The organism is Blautia sp. MB18-30 (assembly GCF_023669475.1).
Lineage (GTDB): Bacteria > Bacillota > Clostridia > Lachnospirales > Lachnospiraceae > Blautia_A > Blautia_A fusiformis.
Map to the genome: position 1 here is coordinate 1 of NZ_JAMOYY010000025.1, position 17,995 is coordinate 17,995.

At 46.5% G+C, this 17,995-nt stretch carries 18 protein-coding genes and 1 tRNA gene; 16 read left to right on the forward strand and 3 right to left on the reverse strand.

Annotated elements, in window-relative coordinates:
• The first annotated feature begins 230 nt into the window (after positions 1-230).
• Positions 231-1,253 (forward strand): threonine aldolase family protein, encoded by a 1,023-nt coding sequence (locus NCY57_RS11645; RefSeq protein WP_022426165.1) that lies wholly within the window; start codon positions 231-233, stop codon positions 1,251-1,253.
• A gap of 90 nt (positions 1,254-1,343) precedes the next feature.
• Here NCY57_RS11645 and proC read toward each other — a convergent pair whose 3' ends face one another.
• The 3 genes from proC to NCY57_RS11660 all read right to left on the reverse strand — a co-directional run bounded on the left by proC (position 1,344) and on the right by NCY57_RS11660 (position 2,799).
• Positions 1,344-2,138 (reverse strand): pyrroline-5-carboxylate reductase, encoded by a 795-nt coding sequence (gene proC, locus NCY57_RS11650; protein WP_114002234.1) that lies wholly within the window; start codon positions 2,136-2,138, stop codon positions 1,344-1,346.
• A 68-nt stretch (positions 2,139-2,206) separates the two neighbouring features.
• A tRNA-Gly gene (locus NCY57_RS11655) sits at positions 2,207-2,277 on the reverse strand.
• Positions 2,278-2,334: 57 nt separating this feature from the next.
• Positions 2,335-2,799 (reverse strand): CYTH domain-containing protein, encoded by a 465-nt coding sequence (locus tag NCY57_RS11660; protein WP_250789692.1) that lies wholly within the window; start codon positions 2,797-2,799, stop codon positions 2,335-2,337.
• Positions 2,800-2,981: 182 nt separating this feature from the next.
• On the opposite strand from NCY57_RS11660, the gene NCY57_RS11665 reads away from it, so the two are divergent.
• The 15 genes from NCY57_RS11665 (at position 2,982) to NCY57_RS11735 (ending at position 17,964) form a co-directional block, all read left to right on the forward strand.
• Positions 2,982-3,539, forward strand: a complete 558-nt coding sequence (locus NCY57_RS11665) for a DJ-1 family glyoxalase III (RefSeq protein WP_092068762.1) — start codon at positions 2,982-2,984, stop codon at positions 3,537-3,539.
• Positions 3,536-4,816 carry an InlB B-repeat-containing protein gene (locus NCY57_RS11670; RefSeq protein WP_173741421.1) on the forward strand — a complete coding sequence of 427 codons (1,281 nt, stop codon included), beginning with the start codon at positions 3,536-3,538 and terminating at the stop codon, positions 4,814-4,816. Before NCY57_RS11665 ends, NCY57_RS11670 begins: the two co-directional genes overlap by 4 nt.
• Positions 4,817-4,972: 156 nt before the next feature.
• Positions 4,973-6,259 carry a trigger factor gene (tig, locus tag NCY57_RS11675; protein WP_015527366.1) on the forward strand — a complete coding sequence of 429 codons (1,287 nt, stop codon included), beginning with the start codon at positions 4,973-4,975 and terminating at the stop codon, positions 6,257-6,259.
• Positions 6,260-6,283: 24 nt separating this feature from the next.
• Complete coding sequence (gene clpP, locus NCY57_RS11680; RefSeq protein WP_015527365.1) at positions 6,284-6,865, forward strand: ATP-dependent Clp endopeptidase proteolytic subunit ClpP; 582 nt, start codon at positions 6,284-6,286, stop codon at positions 6,863-6,865.
• 111 nt (positions 6,866-6,976) lie between these two features.
• Positions 6,977-8,290: an ATP-dependent Clp protease ATP-binding subunit ClpX gene (gene clpX, locus NCY57_RS11685; RefSeq protein WP_022426169.1), complete on the forward strand. Its 1,314-nt coding sequence runs from the start codon at positions 6,977-6,979 to the stop codon at positions 8,288-8,290.
• Between the two features lie 17 nt (positions 8,291-8,307).
• Positions 8,308-10,620 carry an endopeptidase La gene (gene lon, locus NCY57_RS11690; RefSeq protein WP_022426170.1) on the forward strand — a complete coding sequence of 771 codons (2,313 nt, stop codon included), beginning with the start codon at positions 8,308-8,310 and terminating at the stop codon, positions 10,618-10,620.
• A 69-nt stretch (positions 10,621-10,689) separates the two neighbouring features.
• Positions 10,690-11,301 carry a ribosome biogenesis GTP-binding protein YihA/YsxC gene (gene yihA / locus NCY57_RS11695; RefSeq protein ID WP_015527362.1) on the forward strand — a complete coding sequence of 204 codons (612 nt, stop codon included), beginning with the start codon at positions 10,690-10,692 and terminating at the stop codon, positions 11,299-11,301.
• Positions 11,302-11,315: 14 nt separating this feature from the next.
• Positions 11,316-12,167: an energy-coupling factor transporter ATPase gene (locus tag NCY57_RS11700; protein ID WP_015527361.1), complete on the forward strand. Its 852-nt coding sequence runs from the start codon at positions 11,316-11,318 to the stop codon at positions 12,165-12,167.
• Positions 12,152-13,039 carry an energy-coupling factor transporter ATPase gene (locus tag NCY57_RS11705; RefSeq protein ID WP_015527360.1) on the forward strand — a complete coding sequence of 296 codons (888 nt, stop codon included), beginning with the start codon at positions 12,152-12,154 and terminating at the stop codon, positions 13,037-13,039. The genes NCY57_RS11700 and NCY57_RS11705 overlap by 16 nt, the downstream gene beginning before the upstream one ends.
• Positions 13,036-13,839 (forward strand): energy-coupling factor transporter transmembrane component T family protein, encoded by an 804-nt coding sequence (locus NCY57_RS11710; protein WP_015527359.1) that lies wholly within the window; start codon positions 13,036-13,038, stop codon positions 13,837-13,839. The genes NCY57_RS11705 and NCY57_RS11710 overlap by 4 nt, the downstream gene beginning before the upstream one ends.
• Positions 13,840-13,996: 157 nt before the next feature.
• Positions 13,997-14,734, forward strand: a complete 738-nt coding sequence (gene truA, locus NCY57_RS11715) for a tRNA pseudouridine(38-40) synthase TruA (protein ID WP_173722439.1) — start codon at positions 13,997-13,999, stop codon at positions 14,732-14,734.
• Positions 14,735-14,977: 243 nt separating this feature from the next.
• Complete coding sequence (gene rplM, locus NCY57_RS11720) at positions 14,978-15,406, forward strand: 50S ribosomal protein L13 (protein WP_021650595.1); 429 nt, start codon at positions 14,978-14,980, stop codon at positions 15,404-15,406.
• Between the two features lie 16 nt (positions 15,407-15,422).
• Complete coding sequence (gene rpsI, locus NCY57_RS11725) at positions 15,423-15,815, forward strand: 30S ribosomal protein S9 (RefSeq protein WP_110104046.1); 393 nt, start codon at positions 15,423-15,425, stop codon at positions 15,813-15,815.
• Between the two features lie 614 nt (positions 15,816-16,429).
• The gene (locus NCY57_RS11730) at positions 16,430-17,446 is read left to right on the forward strand and encodes an O-acetyl-ADP-ribose deacetylase (protein ID WP_161208908.1); all 1,017 of its coding nucleotides are present in this window, start codon (positions 16,430-16,432) and stop codon (positions 17,444-17,446) included.
• A gap of 56 nt (positions 17,447-17,502) precedes the next feature.
• Positions 17,503-17,964 carry a hypothetical protein gene (locus NCY57_RS11735; RefSeq protein ID WP_021650598.1) on the forward strand — a complete coding sequence of 154 codons (462 nt, stop codon included), beginning with the start codon at positions 17,503-17,505 and terminating at the stop codon, positions 17,962-17,964.
• Positions 17,965-17,995 lie beyond the last annotated feature (31 nt).

A 17,995-nucleotide genomic window follows, 5' to 3' on the forward strand; every position in this document is an offset into this window, starting at 1 on the left:
GCTGACTGAACTGAAAAAGCAAGAGGAGTTTGCCTTTCTGAAAGCAGCAGATTCCATTGCATTACAGCAGTCTTTGCGGGATCTCGACCGGGGATTTGTGAATTTCTTTCAGAAACGGGCTTCCTATTGAAGGGGGCGATTTCCTGTAAATTCAAATCGTTTTCCACATGTAAGATCATTCCGGGGAAGACGGTCAAATAAAATGAAAATACAGATGAGGAGAAAATAAAATGTTATTTTTTGTAAACGATTACTGCGAGGGAGCGCATCCGGCGATCCTCCAGAAGCTTCTGGAAACCAATATGGAGAAGCTTTCCGGCTATGGCACAGACAAATACTGTGATTCTGCAAAGGAGAAGATCCGTAAAGCCTGTGGCTGCCCGGATGCAGATGTGTTTTTCCTGGTGGGAGGAACTCAGACCAATGCCACAATCATAGGTTCTGTCCTGAACCGTTATGAAGGTGTTCTTGCGGCGCAGACCGGACACGTAAGCTGTCATGAGGCCGGAGCAATCGAGTATACAGGACATAAGGTACTGACACTTCCGGCAGAAAACGGAAAGATCAAAGCAGAAAGTATCACAGATTATGTGGAAACTTTTTATGGGGATGAAAGTCACGACCATATGGTATTTCCGGGAATGGTTTATATTTCCCATCCGACAGAGTACGGAACACTTTATACGAAGAAAGAGCTGGAGGAAATTTCCGAGGTATGCCATAAATACGAGCTTCCGCTGTTTCTGGACGGAGCAAGACTTGGCTACGGTCTGGTAAGTCCGGAAGCAGATGTGACACTTGAGGATATCGCCAGATGTACAGATGTGTTCTACATCGGCGGAACCAAGGTCGGTGCACTCTGCGGTGAGGCAGTGGTCTTTACGAAAAAAGCTCCGAAGCACTTTATGACTATGGTGAAGCAGCAGGGAGCCCTTCTGGCAAAAGGCCGTCTTCTGGGAATCCAGTTTGACACACTGTTTACCGATGATCTGTATACAAGGATTAGCAAAAATGCTATTGAAACAGCTATGAAGCTGAAAAGAGCCCTTCAGGAAAAAGGATATCAGCTTTTCCTGGATTCTCCCACGAACCAGCAGTTTGTAGTTTTGGAAAATAAAAAGAAAGAAGAACTGGGCAAAGAAGTTCAGTTTGATTTCTGGGAAAAATATGATGAAGATCATACAGTGATCCGTTTTGCCACAAGCTGGGGAACAAAAATGGAAGATATTGACGCACTGATCGAGTTGCTGTAGGGCTGTCGGCAGACGATAAAAGAGATGAGATGGAAAAACTCCGTGAGGTCCGGGTGAATGCAGACCTCACGGAGTTTTTGTTTTCGAAAATTATAACTTCTTACCCTTCTCAGCAGCTGCGGTAAGCGCTTCGAATACGGCACTGCGGAAGCCGCTCTTTTCCAGGGTGCGGACACCTTCAATGGTAGTTCCTGCCGGTGAGCAGACCATGTCTTTCAGGTCTCCCGGGTGTCTGCCGGTTTCCAGAACCATTTTTGCGCTGCCGAGAACAGTCTGGGAAGCAAATTTATAAGCCTGTTTACGAGGCATTCCCTGGCTGACAGCGGCATCTGCCATGGCTTCGATAAACATAAACACATAAGCAGGTGAACAGCCGCCTACAGCGCCTGCGGCGTCCATCAGACGCTCCGGTATCACTTCGGTACAGCCAAAGCTGTCTGTGATCTTAAGGATTTCTGCCAGTTCGTCTTCCGAAACCCGGTCATTGGTACATACAGCAGTCATTCCGGCCCCAACCTGTGCAGGAGTATTAGGCATAAAACGGACAACTTTCAGAGGAAGACCGGCTTTTTCTTCCAGCCATGCAAGAGTCTTGCCGGGAGCGATTCCGATGATGGTGTGCTCTGTCGTGAGACTGTCGTGGACCTCTGTGAGAACTTCCTCATAAAACTGCGGCTTTACTGCAAGAACGACAGTTTTTGCAGATCTGACTATTTCATTGTTATCCAGAGTGGTGACAACACCAAGAGTTTTTTCACTGCGCGCTCTGCCTTCTTCTGTAAGGTTGGAAACAATGATCTCGTCCTTTGAAAAGATCCCCTGACGGAGAATACCGCCAATCATGGCAGAGGCCATATTTCCACATCCGATAAATCCAATCTTCATAAACAAAAATCCTCCTTGAAATTTATAAAAAAGGACACGCCTGACTGCGTGCCCTCTTTGGCAATGAAAGCAGATAACGGGAATCGAACCCGCCTCCTCAGCTTGGGAAGCTGATGTTCTACCGATGAACTATATCTGCCTGCATTACTAATTATAGCACTTGAAATAAGAAATACAAGTGCGATTTCAGATTCGGTCAGCTATTAATCTGCCAACCCTGGCTCATGGTACTGTTATGATATCTGGTGGAATAAGTTACATCTTCTCCGAACCAGTCCGGCGCAGTGTAGGCATTGGCGGCTTCCTCTGTAGAAAATTCCACCTCAGCCAGAAGAACTCCCTCGTATTCTCCGTGGAACACATCCAGTTCAATAAAAAGTCCGTCTTTTTCCGGGATCACATAGCGGTCCTTGGTAATGAGGATACCGTCTGCTTTAGGCTTCAGATGCTCATAGGCTTCAGCGGTGAGCGGAAGATTATATTCTTCACGGCTCATGAGACCCTTGGATTTGTAAGTAAGAAAATAGTCATCATCCTGCCGGCGGATGCGGACGACAGGGGAAGTGCAAAGATACCCCTGCTCGATCCTGTGGCAGGGATAAGAAGCCAGATCCTGCGGAAGGTCATCCTTCCGGATCAGAAATTTACGTTCGATCTCCATATAAAAAACCTCCGGATTTGTGAAATGAAAAGATATTATGTTCAGTCTACAGGAAAAAAACAGGATTTGCAATGGCATATCTGTTGAAATTTCTTGACATTTTCAGATGGAAAAAGCATTATGGAAGGGAATGGGGAATACAGAAAATATTTATGGATTTTATAAAAGAAAGGATGAACAGGATCATGAGTAAAGTATATATTTTTTTCGCAGATGGTTTTGAAGATATTGAAGGACTGACCGTGGTAGATTTGATGAGAAGAGCCGGGATCGACATCCAGACAGTATCTATCAAAGAGACAAAAGAGATCAGAACCTCTCATGGAATCGATCTTCTTACAGACCGTACCTTTGGAGAATGTGATTTTTCCGATGCGGATATGCTTGTAATTCCGGGAGGAATGCCGGGAACAAAATATCTGGAGGAATATAAACCGCTGACTGAGCTTCTGACAGATTTCTATCAGAATGGTGGCAAGGTAGCAGCTATTTGTGCGGCACCAGGTATATTCGAGAGACTTGGATTCCTGAAAGGCAGAAATGCTACATCGTACCCATCTGTTATGGAACAGCTTAAAAGTGCCAGAACATCTCTGGAGCCTGTAGTGGTAGATGGAAATGTAACTACCAGCAGAGGCCTTGGAACAGCCATCGATTTCAGCCTTTCCCTGATCGGACAGCTGGAGGGAAGCGCAAAGGCAGAAGAGATCGCTGAATCGGTGGTGTATGTAAGAGCATGAAAAAAGAGATGAAACAGGTCCTGTGGGTAGTGGCGCTTTTTGTTATACTGATGACAGCCACAGGAAATTTGGTGTCAGCTGCCGGCTTTGACTGGTCGGATGATACATTCGGGAATGCTTGCAAAAAAGTGTATTCCGTATCTTTCAGGTCAGGCGGAGGAGCCTCCTCTGCTATATATAAAAAATTGGAAAAGAAACAGAAATATGGTTCCATGATTACGATTCCCAAAGTGCCGCAGGTCCCAGCAGGATATCAGGCAGAAGGATGGTCTCTGAAAAAAGGAGGAGCGGAGGCAGGATATAAGCCGGGAAAAAAATATTTTGTAAAAAGAAATGTAACGTTTTATGCAGTGATAAAAAAGAAGAACAATCCCAAACTGATCCTGCACAGGAATGACGGAGATATCTACAAGATCATCCAGGCTCCAAGCGGAAAACTGAAACTACCGGTGATGGCCAATGAAGAGAATTATACATTCCTTGGATGGTCTACCAGGGCAGGTCAGAAGACCGCACCAAGGTATGAAGCCGGACAGGTGATCACAGTCAGTGGGACCATGCATCTCTATGCGGTGAGATTCTGGCGGTATCAGGAACCGAATCTGGTCAGGAACAGCTTTCATTATCCTGAGAATTACGAAAGGATCATCTTTGTGGGAGATTCCAGGACATATGGTCTTCAGAAGGTATTGTACGAACAGTTTGGAAAGGAGTATGTGGACAGCCATGTCAGCTTTGTATGCTGTTCTAATACGGAACTGGGCTGGCTGAAGTCAACGGGCGCACAGGCTCTTTTGAAAGAAATAGAAAAATATCGTAAAAATGAAAAATACGCAAAGATCGCAGTGGTGTTTAATCATGGTATCAATGATCTCAGAGATATTAACGGAAAACAGGATCTGAATGATAGACTCTCACAGTACGTGTCTTATATGAAAAAGCTGGGAACAAAGCTTTCCATGAAAAACTGCAGTCTGTATTATATGTCTGTGAATCCGATCAATGGAGGGGAAAAGGGAAGTACCAAGAATCGTAAATGTGAGGATGTCCGGACTTTTAACAGCGGTCTTGCCGGTGAGCTTGGAAGTCAGTACCACTATATTGATGTTTACAGTTATCTGATGCGGACCGGATATGGTACTGTATCCAATACGGGAGACGGTACAGACGATGGTGTTCATTATACGCCTAAAACTTATAAAAGGATTTTTACATTTTGTCTTAACAACATAAGAAAGACAGAAAATTACTTTAACATTGAGGACGTGGGCAGCTGAGAAATGCCCTGTGGGGGCATATGGAAAACTGAAAAAAATACTGGCGTTTTTACAGTGGTTATGCTATACTACAGAAATGACTGTAAATATATAATGCGAGTGTTAACTATTTTATATAAGGTATTTACTCGATATGATTAAGGAGGAACAAGAAACATGAGTTTACAGGTGGAGAAAATGGAGAAAAACATGGCGAAACTTACAATCGAGGTTTCCGCCGAGGATCTTGACAAAGCAATGCAGAATGCATATCAGAAAGCAAAAGGCAGAATTTCTATTCCGGGATTCCGTAAAGGAAAAGCTCCAAGAAAAATGATCGAGCAGATGTACGGAAAGGGAGTATTCCTTGAGGACGCTGCAAACGCTCTGATCCCTGAGCATTACAGCAAAGCACTTGCTGAGTGTGATCTTGAGATCGTTTCCCAGCCTAAGATCGATGTAACACAGGTTGAGCCTGGCAAACCATTTATCTTTACAGCAGAAGTAGCTACTAAACCAGAGGTAACTCTTGGTGACTATAAAGGACTTGAGGTTCCGAAGTCTGAGACAGAGGTAACAGACGAGGAAGTTGAGGCTGAGCTTAAGAAAGAGCAGGAGAAAAACTCCAGAACCATCACAGTTGAGGATCGTGCAGCACAGAACGGCGATACAGCAACTATCGATTTCGAGGGCTTCGTAGACGGTGAGGCATTCGAGGGCGGTAAAGGAACAGACTATCCGCTGACACTTGGTTCCAACACCTTCATCCCGGGATTCGAGGAGCAGCTTGTTGGTGCTAACACAGGTGATCACGTAGAAGTTAAGGTTACATTCCCGGAGGAGTATCAGGCAAAAGAGCTGGCTGGCAAAGAAGCTGTATTCCAGTGCGATGTTAAGAAGATCGAAGCAAAAGAGCTTCCGGAGCTTGACGATGACTTCGCTAAGGATGTATCTGAGTTTGATACACTTGCTGAGTACAAGGAAGACGTTAAGAAGAACCTGACAGAGAAGAAAGCAGAAGATGCACGTCGTGCAAAAGAAGATGCAGCAGTAGATAAAGTGATCGAGAATGCACAGATGGATATTCCGGAGGCAATGATCGAGACACAGACACGTCAGATGCTTGACGATTTTGCAAGAAGAATGCAGTCCCAGGGTCTTTCCATGGAGCAGTACTTCCAGTTCACAGGCCAGAGCGTTGACAAGATGATGGAAGACATGAAGCCACAGGCTCTTAAGAGAATCCAGACAAGACTTGTTCTTGAGAAGATCGCTGAGGTAGAGAACATCCAGCCAACAGAGGAAGAAGTTAACGAAGAGATCTCCAAGATGGCAGAGATGTACAAGATGGAAGCAGACAAATTAAAAGATCTCATCGGTGAGAACGAGATGGAGCAGATGAAGAAAGATATGGCTGTTCAGAAAGCTGTTACATTAGTTGCCGATGCAGCTGTAGAGGCGTAATAAACCTCGGAAATGGAGGGCAAAATGAGTTTAGTACCTTACGTCATTGAGCAGACCAGCAGAGGAGAAAGAAGTTATGATATCTATTCAAGACTTCTTAAGGACCGAATCATTTTCCTTGGAGAAGAGGTAAACGATGTCAGTGCGAACCTGATCGTTGCGCAGCTTCTCTTCCTGGAAGCAGAAGATCCTTCCAAGGATATCCAGCTTTATATTAACAGCCCGGGTGGTTCTGTAACTGCCGGAATGGCAATTTATGATACAATGCAGTATATCAAGTGCGATGTATCTACGATCTGCCTTGGAATGGCAGCCAGCATGGGAGCTTTCCTCCTGTCCTCCGGTGCCAAAGGCAAAAGATATGCACTGCCGAATTCGACGATCATGATCCATCAGCCATCAGGCGGTGCACAGGGGCAGGCTACAGAGATCCAGATCGTAGCTGACCAGATCGCAAAAACCAAAAAGAAGCTGAACGAGATTCTTTCTGCGAATACCGGACAGCCTCTTGAAATTGTGGAAAAAGATACTGACCGTGACAACTATATGACAGCGGAAGAAGCTAAGGCATACGGCCTGATCGACGGTGTTGTGATCCACAAATAATGCGTAAGAAAAGACTCCTGTAAAGACACAGGAGTCTTATCTTGCTTTAAAAAGGAATTTTAAATGTCTGCGAGAGACGGACATTTACGCTTAGAAAGGAAACAAAAAGATATGGCAGATAAAGTAAAAGAAGGAAAGGTAAGATGCTCCTTTTGCCATAAGACTGAAGATCAGGTACGCAAGCTGATCGCAGGTCCGGATGGAGCATATATTTGTGATGAATGTATCGGGATCTGCTCCGAGATCATGGAAGAAGAATTCAGTATGTATGATCATGAGGCAGATTATGAAACAGGGATCAACCTTCTGAAACCGGAAGAGATCCACAGTATCCTGGATGAGTATGTGATCGGACAGGATGATGCCAAGAAGGCACTTTCCGTAGCTGTTTACAATCATTACAAGAGGATTCTTGCTTCAAGAAACCTGGACGTGGAGCTGCAGAAGAGTAATATCCTGATGCTTGGTCCGACCGGTTCCGGTAAGACACTTCTTGCACAGACACTGGCAAGACTGCTGAATGTTCCTTTTGCCATCGCAGATGCCACTACTCTCACAGAGGCAGGTTATGTTGGCGAGGATGTTGAGAACATTCTTCTGAAGATCATTCAGGCAGCCGATTATGATATTGAGCGTGCCCAGTACGGAATCATCTATATCGATGAGATCGATAAGATCACAAGAAAATCCGAGAATACCTCCATCACCAGAGATGTGTCCGGTGAGGGCGTACAGCAGGCACTTCTGAAAATTCTGGAAGGAACCGTTGCAAGCGTACCTCCTCAGGGAGGAAGAAAGCATCCTCATCAGGAATTTATCCAGATCGATACTACAAACATCCTGTTCATTTGCGGTGGTGCTTTTGACGGACTGGAGAAGATCATCGAGGCAAGACAGGATACCAAATCCATTGGTTTCGGAGCAGAGGTTTCCGAGAAGGAAGACCGCAATGTGGGCGAAGTTCTGAAGGAGGTTATGCCGGAGGACTTTATTAAATTCGGTCTGATCCCGGAGTTTATCGGACGAGTTCCGGTCGTGGTAACCTTGGATTCTCTGGATGAAGAAGCACTGATCCGTATTCTGAAGGAGCCTAAGAATTCTCTCACAAAACAGTACGACAAGCTTTTTGAGCTGGATGGCGTGCAGCTTGAGTTCCAGGATGAAGCACTTGAGACAGTTGCCCGGAAATCTCTTGAGAGAAAAACAGGTGCCAGAGGACTTCGTGCCATCATGGAGCATACCCTGATGGATCTGATGTACAAGACACCATCGGACGACACCATCCGTAAGTGTATCGTCACAAAAGAGGCAGTGGAGGGAACCGGAGAGCCGGAGATCATCCACGGGGAGGCCAAGGCTCCTGCAAAAAAAGCAGGACGCAAAACATCCCGTTCGAGAAAGAAAGGCAAGCCGGAAACAGCTTGATGAAGGGAATGACATAAATGACAAATCAGGTCAATATATTGCCAATGATCGCTCTCCGTGGGACTACAGTCCTTCCGGATATGATCGTACACTTTGATGTGAGCAGGGAGAAATCTATCCGTGCCGTGGAAGCAGCCATGCTCCATGACCAGAAGATCTTTCTGCTGACACAGAAGGATCCTGAGGTGGAAATACCGGAACTTACGGATCTGTATCAGGTAGGAACCGTCGCTTATATCAAGCAGGTGGTGAAGCTTCCGCAGGATCTTTACCGGGTTCTGGTAGAGGGACTGGACAGGGCAGAGGTTCTGGGCCTGGAGCAGGAGGAACCATATCTGAAGGCGGAATGCGAGATCGTTACGGCACAGGAAGAGGATTACCCGGAACCGGTAAAGGACGCCATGCTTCGCAGCATCCGGGAGCTTTTTCAGAGATACTGCAGAGAAAGCGGAAAAGTAAGCAAGGATCTGGTAACCCAGATCATGAACATCGAAGATGTGCAGGAAACTATCGACCAGATCGCAGTAAATCTTCCGATGGCGTATCAGAACAAGCAGAAGCTTCTGGAAGCAGTGTCTTTGAATGACCGTTATGAGATCCTCGGAGCGCTTCTTGGCAGCGAGATCGAGGTGATCCATATCACTAAAGATCTTCAGCGCAAGGTGAAATCCCATATCGACAAGAATCAGAGAGAGTATATCCTCCGGGAACAGCTGAAAACCATCCGTGAGGAGCTGGGCGAGGAGAATACTGCTGATGATATCGATGAATTTAAAAAACAGCTGAAGGAGCTGGATGCATCTGATGAAGTAAAAGAGAAGATTTCTAAGGAGATCAGCCGTTTTAAAGGAATGGCAGCCAGTGCTGCAGAGGCAACGGTGCAGAGAGGCTATCTGGAAACTGTTCTTGCACTTCCGTGGAATAAGAAATCCGAGGATTCCGAGGATCTTGAGAACGCATGGAAGGTTTTGGAAGAGGGGCATTACGGACTGAAAGAGGTCAAAGAGCGTATCATGGAATTCCTTGCTGTACGTAAGCTGACCCACAAGGGAAAGAGTCCGATCCTCTGTCTGGTGGGACCTCCGGGAACCGGAAAAACTTCCATTGCACGTTCTGTGGCAGAGGCCATGAACAAGAAATACGTCCGCATCTGTCTTGGAGGTGTCCGTGATGAGGCAGAGATCCGTGGCCACAGAAAGACTTACGTCGGTGCCATGCCAGGAAGGATCACAGTCGCACTGAAGGAAGCCGGAGTCAGCAACCCGCTGATGCTTCTTGATGAGATCGACAAGACCAGCAGCGATTATAAAGGAGATACCTCCGCAGCACTTCTGGAGGTTCTGGATCCGGAGCAGAACAGTAAGTTCAATGATCACTATGTGGAGATTCCCCAGGATCTTTCCGAGGTACTGTTTATTGCCACTGCAAATGATGTTCAGGGAATCCCGAGACCTCTTCTTGACCGTATGGAGCTGATGGAAATTCCGGGATATACGGAAAATGAGAAGGAACATATCGCAAGGGAACATCTGATCCCGAAGCAGATGGAGATCAACGGTATTCCGGAAGGCAAGCTGGTAATCCAGCCGGCAGCTCTTGGCAAGCTGATCAACAACTATACCAAGGAAGCAGGAGTCCGTTCTCTGGAGAGAAGCATCGGACGTATCTGCAGAAAAACTGCACGTGCTATCATGGAAGAGGGTAAGGATAAGGTAGTTGTCACATCCAGAAATATTTCCAGATTCCTTGGCAAAGAACGATATAACTATCTGATGGCCAATGAGAAGGATGAGATCGGGATCGCCCGCGGTCTTGCATGGACACAGGTAGGCGGTGATACCCTGCAGATCGAGGTCAATATCATGCCCGGAAAAGGTGAGCTGCTTCTCACCGGACAGCTTGGAGATGTGATGAAGGAATCTGCACAGGCAGGTATCAGCTATATCCGTTCGGTTTCTGACCAATATGAGATCGATCCGGAATTTTTCCAGAAGCATGATATGCATGTACATATCCCGGAGGGTGCCGTTCCGAAGGATGGCCCGTCCGCAGGTATTACAATGGCAACTGCCATGCTGTCTGCAATTATCGAAAAACCGGTACGTGCGGATCTTGCCATGACCGGTGAGATCACCTTAAGAGGCCGTGTGCTTCCGATCGGCGGACTGAAAGAGAAGCTGCTTGCAGCTAAATATGCCAGGATCAAAGAAGTCCTTGTTCCGGAGAAAAATCGTCCGGATATCGAGGAGATGGACAGAGAGATCATCCAGGGACTGAATATCCGGTTTGTGGATAGCATGAAAGAAGTTCTCGGTGAAGCTCTTGCATAAACAAAAAACAGAAAAACCCTGCCCTGACCTTCAGGACAGGGCTTTTAAAAGAAAAGGGAGGAATAACGAATGGTAATCAAAAACGTATCGCTGGATATCGTCTGCGGCATCACAAGCAAGATCCCGGACACAGGAAGGCCGGAGGTAGCTTTTGCGGGAAAATCAAATGTAGGGAAATCCTCCCTGATCAATGGTCTGATGAACCGCAAGGCCCTGGCAAGAACCAGCGCACAGCCGGGAAAAACACAGACGATCAATTTTTATAATATTAATGAAGCAATGTATCTCGTAGACCTGCCGGGCTACGGCTACGCCAAGGTCTCTGCGGCAGAGAAGGAAAAATGGGGAAAAATGATCGAGGGCTATCTTCATAATTCCAAAGAGCTCCGTGCGGTTTTTCTCCTGGTGGATATCCGCCACAAGCCTTCCGCCAATGACAAGCAGATGTATGACTGGATCTGTCACAACGGATATGAGCCGGTGATCATCGCGACCAAGCTTGACAAGCTGAAACGCAGCCAGGTGGCAAAAAGCCTGAAGGAGATCCGCATCGGACTGGGCCTTCCGAAAGAGGGAAAGATCCTTCCGTTTTCTGCGGAGACGAAGCAGGGAAGAGACGAGATATGGGCACTGATCGATGAGTTGACCGGCCTTGGTGAACCGGCAGCTACAGAGGATTAAGGAGAGCAGAAAAGATGGGAATTATCAAGGCGCTTAAGCTGGGATTTGACTATCAGAGATACGATGATGACGGCAATGTGGTAGACATGCAGCGTGCAGTCAATGATGTGAACCTGGACATTAAAGCAGGAGAATTTGTGGCAGTTCTGGGACATAACGGATCTGGAAAATCCACACTGGCGAAGCATATGAATGCGCTTCTGATCCCAACAGAGGGAACGATGCTGGTGGACGGGATCGATACCGCCAGAGAGACCAAACTCTGGAAGGTACGCCAGAAGGCAGGAATGGTATTTCAGAATCCGGATAACCAGATCATAGGAACCGTTGTGGAAGAGGATGTAGGCTTTGGTCCGGAAAATATGGGAGTTCCTACAGATGATATCTGGAAACGGGTGAATGACAGCCTGGAAAAAGTCGGTATGACAGCCTATCGTTATCAGTCCCCAAACAAACTTTCCGGAGGGCAGAAGCAGAGAGTGGCTATTGCAGGCGTGATGGCCATGCGCCCGCGGTGCATCATTCTGGATGAGCCTACCGCCATGCTGGATCCTAACGGAAGAAAGGAAGTCCTGGAGGCAGTGCGGGAGCTGAACCGTAAGGAAAAGGTAACAGTCATTCTGATCACCCATTACATGGAGGAAGTGATCCATGCTGACCGTGTTTATGTCATGGACAGCGGAAATGTTGTGATGCAGGGAAATCCCAAAGAGATCTTTTCCCAGGTGGATACCCTTAAGGCGTATGGACTGGATGTACCACAGGTAACACTTCTTGCATATGAACTGAAGAAATCCGGCGTGGATGTTCCGGATGGAATACTGACTACAGAGGAGCTGGTGAGCGCATTATGTCAATCGAATTAAAAAATGTAACCTATACCTACAGCCCCGGGACAGCCTATGAGAGCCATGCGCTGAAGGATGTCAGCCTTGTGATCCCGGACGGCCAGTTTATCGGGATCATCGGACACACAGGAAGCGGAAAATCCACGCTGATCCAGCATCTGAATGCGCTGGTACAGCCAACATCCGGCCAGGTTCTGTATAACGGAGAAGATGTGTGGGCTGAGAAATATGACCGGAAACAGCTCCGCAGCGAGGTTGGTCTGGTGTTTCAGTACCCGGAGCATCAGCTGTTTGAAAATGATGTGATCTCGGATGTATGTTTCGGACCTATGAATCAGGGACTTTCCAGGGAAGAAGCAGAGAAAGAAGCGAAGCAGGCGCTGACTCAGGTTGGAGTAAAAGAGTCCAATTTCAAGAAATCACCCTTTGAGCTTTCCGGAGGCCAGAAAAAAAGGGTAGCTATTGCAGGGGTTCTTGCCATGAACCCGAAGATTCTGATCCTGGACGAGCCCACAGCAGGGCTTGACCCGAAGGGCAGGGATGATATCCTGGATCAGATCGCAGAGCTTCATAAGGTGCGAGGGATAACCATTGTTCTGGTTTCCCACAGCATGGAGGATATTGCGAAATACGTGGAGCGCCTCATTGTTATGAATCACGGAGAAGCTGTATTTGATGATGAGCCGAAGAAGGTTTTTTCCCATTATAAGGAACTGGAAACCATGGGACTTGCCGCACCGCAGATCACTTATATCATGCATGCGCTGAAGGAACATGGGCTGCATGTGGATGCAGATGCCACAACGGTGGAGGAAGCCAGAGACAGTATCCTTGCCGCACTTGCGCAGGCGAACTCTCCATTACTGAACAAAGGAGGGGCGGAAAAATGATCAGAGATATTACCATTGGCCAGTATTATCCGGCCAAATCCGTTCTTCACAGACTGGACCCACGGACCAAATTTCTGGGAACTCTGGGATTTCTGATCTCTGTGTTCCTGTTCCATACATTTCTCGGATATGCGGTGGCAACAGCATTTCTGGTAGCCATGATCGCAATATCCAAGGTTCCGGTGAAATTCATGTTCAAGGGTCTGAAGGCTATCGTTATGATCCTTCTGATCACGGTTGTGTTCAATATCATCCTGACGCCTGGCGAAGTGCTGTGGCGTTTCGGAATCATCAAGGTCACAAGGGAAGGCCTTGTTCTTGCAGGAAGAATGGCGATCCGTCTTGTTTACCTTGTGATCGGATCTTCCATCATGACATTGACTACCACGCCGAATCAGCTGACAGATGGTCTGGAGAGACTGCTCCGTCCGCTGAACAAGATCCGGGTGCCGGTACATGAGATCGCCATGATGATGTCCATTGCCCTTCGATTTATCCCGATCCTTCTGGAGGAGACGGATAAGATCATGAAGGCACAGATCGCCAGAGGTGCGGATTTCGAAAACGGAAACCTGATCCAGAAGGCGAAAAATATGGTACCCCTTCTTGTGCCGCTGTTTATTTCAGCGTTCCGCCGCGCCAATGATCTGGCAATGGCCATGGAAGCAAGGTGTTACCATGGTGGAGAGCACAGAACCCAGATGAAGCCGCTGCATTATGAAAAAAGAGATTATGCGGCCTATGGAATCCTTGTGGCATATCTTGCGGTGGGTGTTGCATTCCGTGTGGCGGGACTGTAGCCAAATCCTGCCGGTACTCAGACATGGAACGGTCCGAAGCGTTGCATTTTGCACAGCGGAACTGTAACCGGATCAGGCAGGCATTTTGCAGGACGGTATGTCTGTTTTGGGATAGAAAGTACTGCAGGGATGTCTGTATCAGGAGGGAATATACTTTATGAAACGAGTAGGACTTGTTGTAGCTTATGATGGAACCAAGTACTCAGGCTGGCAGACACAGCCAAATGGAATCACCATTCAGGGCGTTTTAAACGATACCTTAAGTGAGCTGCTTGGGGAAAAGATCGAGACCATCGGTGCCAGCCGTACAGATGCAGGAGTGCACGCTCTTGGAAATGTGGCGGTGTTTGATACCGAATCCAGGATCCCCGGGGAAAAATTTTCCTATGCACTGAACCAGAGACTTCCGGAGGATATCCGTATCCAGCTTTCTGAGGAGGTGGAGCCGGATTTTCATCCCCGTTACTGTGACAGTGAAAAAACATATGAATATCGTATCCTGAACCGGCGGTTTCCGGTGCCAACGGAGCGTTTGTACTCTTATTTTTACCATTATAAACTGGATGTGGATAAGATGAAGGAAGCAACATCTTATCTGATCGGACGCCATGATTTTGCCAGCTTCTGCGGCTCCGGCGCACAGGTGAAGACCACCATCCGTACCGTGACCTCCATGGACGTGTGGAGAGATGGTGACATGGTGACCATCCGCATTTCAGGAACAGGCTTCCTTTACAATATGGTGCGTATCATTTCCGGAACCCTGATCGAGATCGGAAACGGGCAGTATCCGCCGGAACGCATGGACAAGATTTTAAAAGCCTGTGACCGTGCAGTAGCAGGACCAACAGCTCCGGCTCAGGGTCTGACGCTGATGGGAATCGAGTTTTTCTGAAAACAGGAATTTTGTTGAAAATTACAAGAAAAAACAGTTGACAGGCAAGGTGCCTTATAATATAATAACTCAATGTGACGTAGTGCGAAGATGCTTGAGCCAATAGCCCCGGCGACGGCATTTTATCAGCGGTTTCGGACATTTCCGCGATTTATTTTGCACCCGCGTTTCCATTTACTTTTTTTCGCGGAAGTACCGCGGTTTGAGAAACATTATCGTTGATAAATAACAGGAGGTAGGACCATGCAGACTTATATGGCTAATCCGGATAAAATCGAAAGAAAATGGTATGTAGTTGACGCAGAGGGTTGCACTCTGGGACGTCTGGCATCCGGTGTTGCAAGTGTTTTAAGAGGAAAGAACAAACCTCAGTTTACACCGCACGTTGACACAGGAGATTATGTAATCGTTGTAAACGCTGATAAGATCAAAGTTACAGGCAAGAAGCTTGAGCAGAAGATTTATTATAACCACTCCGACTATGTTGGTGGAATGAAAGAAACCACATTAAAAGAAATGTTAGCAAAGAAACCTGAGAAGGTTATCGAGCTCGCAGTTAAGGGAATGCTTCCGAAAGGACCTCTTGGAAGAGCTATGAACAAGAAACTTTTCGTATACGCAGGACCAGAGCACAAACATGAGGCTCAGAAGCCTGAAGTTTTAACATTTTAATAGGAGGTAGAAAACATTGGCTAGCGCAAAATTCTACGGAACAGGAAGAAGAAAGAAATCAATCGCAAGAGTTTACCTGGTACCTGGAACAGGTAAAGTCACTATCAATAAAAGAGACATCGATGAGTACTTCGGACTTGAGACTCTGAAGGTTATCGTTCGTCAGCCACTGGCTTTAACAGAGACAGAGGGTAAATTCGACGTGATCGTTAATGTTCACGGCGGTGGATACACAGGACAGGCTGGAGCAATCCGTCATGGTCTTTCCAGAGCACTCCTTGAGGCAGACAAAGACTACAGACCAGCTCTTAAAGCTGCTGGATTCCTTACACGTGATCCACGTATGAAAGAGCGTAAGAAGTACGGTCTCAAAGCAGCTCGTCGCGCTCCGCAGTTCAGCAAGCGATAATTCCAATCGAATACGGAAATTTATCAAAACCTCGGAAATTTTTGATTTTCCGGGGTTTTTTTATGCCTGAAAGTTCTTGGATTTTCTAAAAAAGTGGGCGATTTTGAAGTGTAGAACACACGTAGCGCACAAAACACCTTAAAAAATATATTGAGTATATTGCAAAGAAAAATTGCGTATGATATAATGCCAGTAGGCAAAAGGTATTAAAGTGTTTATAACAAAAAGAGTGAAAGCCCTTGAAGTTGCAGCTTCTTGGGCTTTCTTCTTATTTTATTATAGTGGATAAGAAACCACTAGGCTATTTGTTGTCCCTATCATGTCTGTCTAACCATTTGCAGATGAGATGGCAAGTAACACCTGCCGCAACAGTGATGATGAAGGTAATTAAAGTGTCTATAACGTTCACCTCCTCCCGTTGCCGGGTTTCGGTTGGACAACAATAGTATTATAGCGTAGAATAATACGGACTGGAAGCAAATATATTTGCCCTTTATGGCAGTGTATTTGCAGGAACGGTGTAGCGCCGAAAAAATTGAAAGCAATGTATGAGACACTTTAATAGATATTTGAACAGACAAGGATTCTGATCGGACGAATGGGAGGTATGCTTCATGCCGTTACAGATTATCAGAAACGATATTACAAAAATGCGCGTTGACGCAATCGTCAATGCTGCCAACACTTCTCTTTTGGGCGGCGGTGGTGTGGACGGCTGCATTCATCGTGCCGCCGGACCGGAACTGCTTGCAGAATGCAGTACGCTGCATGGCTGCGAGACTGGCAGCGCAAAAATCACAAAGGGATATCGCCTGCCCTGCAAATATGTGATTCATGCAGTCGGCCCGCGCTGGCGAGATGGCAAGCATCAGGAACAACAGCTTCTGGAATCCTGTTATCGGACATCTTTGAACTTGGCAAAAGAAAATGGCTGTCAGGCGGTGGCTTTTCCGCTGATTTCCTCCGGCATCTACGGCTATCCAAAAGACCAGGCTCTGAAGGTTGCAGTCGATACCATCAGTGCATTCTTGCTGGAAAATGAGATGATGGTCTACATCGTTATCTTTGATAAGAAGGCATATCAGATTAGCGGAAAACTGTTTGTTGATATCGCGGCGTACATAGATGACCGATATGTGGAGGAACATACCGACAGTCGAGTAGAACAGAGACGGCGGCTTGAAGCGTTGTCAGAGGAATCCTGCTTTGAAGTTGCATCTGCCCCGCTGCCGTCCGAAGCAATCTGTAAATCTTGCAGCAGTCAATCTCTGGAGGAGGCACTGGGGCAGATTGATGAGAGTTTTTCAGAAATGCTGCTGCGGAAGATTGACGAAAGCGGCATGACGGATGTCCAGTGTTACAAGAAGGCAAACATTGACCGGAAGCTCTTTTCCAAAATTCGCTCTGATAAATTCTATAGGCCATCCAAACCAACAGTGCTGGCATTTGCTCTTGCTTTGGAACTGCCGCTTGCCCAGATGCAGGAGATGCTCGGTAAGGCAGGGTTTACCCTTTCCCATTCGAGCAAATTCGATATCATTGTAGAATATTTTGTCGAACGGGGAAACTACAATGTGTATGAAATCAACGAGGCATTGTTTGCTTTTGACCAGAGCCTGATCGGGGCATAAGGACAAAGAAATGTCGTTTTCTATGCGACCACTTCACAAAAGAAAATCGCTATATTATGGCTGTAAGGTACGAAACCGAGCAGCCAGTGCTAACACCGGCTGTATCGCAGATGTCGATGCTTCCAACAATAGATCGTGAAGGAATTACAAAGTTCATCAATGAACAGGGATATCTGACTTATATCGTCCGTGCGGTAAAAATCAATAGTTATTTGAAGTCTTTGATGAGCTTGGCAGGGCTGTTATCGCAGTTCAATATCTGTATTACAGAAAGTAGAGAGGCGAAGGGGCAAGCGTTGGAAAAGACCAAGGCTGATATCGATAAATATCTACGTGATGTTGAATATTGGAACCAGTTTGAAGAACCAGAAGTGGATCACAAATTACATTACTGGAAAATCGACAACTGGGGTGAAAAGATATTTGGTTCACATGGCGTTTTGTTCCTTGGAGCATTCATGGACAATACAAAACTCCTCTTCCCAGTTTTACTAATAATGAAATTTGTTTGGCTGTAGTTAAAGGCAGGTTTTTAAAAAATCCTAGTAC

Excerpts from the sequence above, each read along its gene's own strand:
- NCY57_RS11645 (WP_022426165.1), top strand. The coding sequence starts at position 231 with ATGTTATTTTTTGTAAACGATTACTGCGAGGGAGCGCATCCGGCGATC.
- lon (WP_022426170.1), top strand. The coding sequence starts at position 8,308 with ATGACAAATCAGGTCAATATATTGCCAATGATCGCTCTCCGTGGGACT.
- yihA (WP_015527362.1), top strand. The coding sequence starts at position 10,690 with ATGGTAATCAAAAACGTATCGCTGGATATCGTCTGCGGCATCACAAGC.
- NCY57_RS11705 (WP_015527360.1), top strand. The coding sequence starts at position 12,152 with ATGTCAATCGAATTAAAAAATGTAACCTATACCTACAGCCCCGGGACA.
- NCY57_RS11660 (WP_250789692.1), bottom strand. The coding sequence starts at position 2,799 with ATGGAGATCGAACGTAAATTTCTGATCCGGAAGGATGACCTTCCGCAG.
- clpX (WP_022426169.1), top strand. The coding sequence starts at position 6,977 with ATGGCAGATAAAGTAAAAGAAGGAAAGGTAAGATGCTCCTTTTGCCAT.
- tig (WP_015527366.1), top strand. The coding sequence starts at position 4,973 with ATGAGTTTACAGGTGGAGAAAATGGAGAAAAACATGGCGAAACTTACA.
- clpP (WP_015527365.1), top strand. The coding sequence starts at position 6,284 with ATGAGTTTAGTACCTTACGTCATTGAGCAGACCAGCAGAGGAGAAAGA.
- NCY57_RS11710 (WP_015527359.1), top strand. The coding sequence starts at position 13,036 with ATGATCAGAGATATTACCATTGGCCAGTATTATCCGGCCAAATCCGTT.
- proC (WP_114002234.1), bottom strand. The coding sequence starts at position 2,138 with ATGAAGATTGGATTTATCGGATGTGGAAATATGGCCTCTGCCATGATT.
- NCY57_RS11735 (WP_021650598.1), top strand. The coding sequence starts at position 17,503 with ATGGCTGTAAGGTACGAAACCGAGCAGCCAGTGCTAACACCGGCTGTA.
- NCY57_RS11700 (WP_015527361.1), top strand. The coding sequence starts at position 11,316 with ATGGGAATTATCAAGGCGCTTAAGCTGGGATTTGACTATCAGAGATAC.
- NCY57_RS11730 (WP_161208908.1), top strand. The coding sequence starts at position 16,430 with ATGCCGTTACAGATTATCAGAAACGATATTACAAAAATGCGCGTTGAC.
- truA (WP_173722439.1), top strand. The coding sequence starts at position 13,997 with ATGAAACGAGTAGGACTTGTTGTAGCTTATGATGGAACCAAGTACTCA.
- rplM (WP_021650595.1), top strand. The coding sequence starts at position 14,978 with ATGCAGACTTATATGGCTAATCCGGATAAAATCGAAAGAAAATGGTAT.
- NCY57_RS11670 (WP_173741421.1), top strand. The coding sequence starts at position 3,536 with ATGAAAAAAGAGATGAAACAGGTCCTGTGGGTAGTGGCGCTTTTTGTT.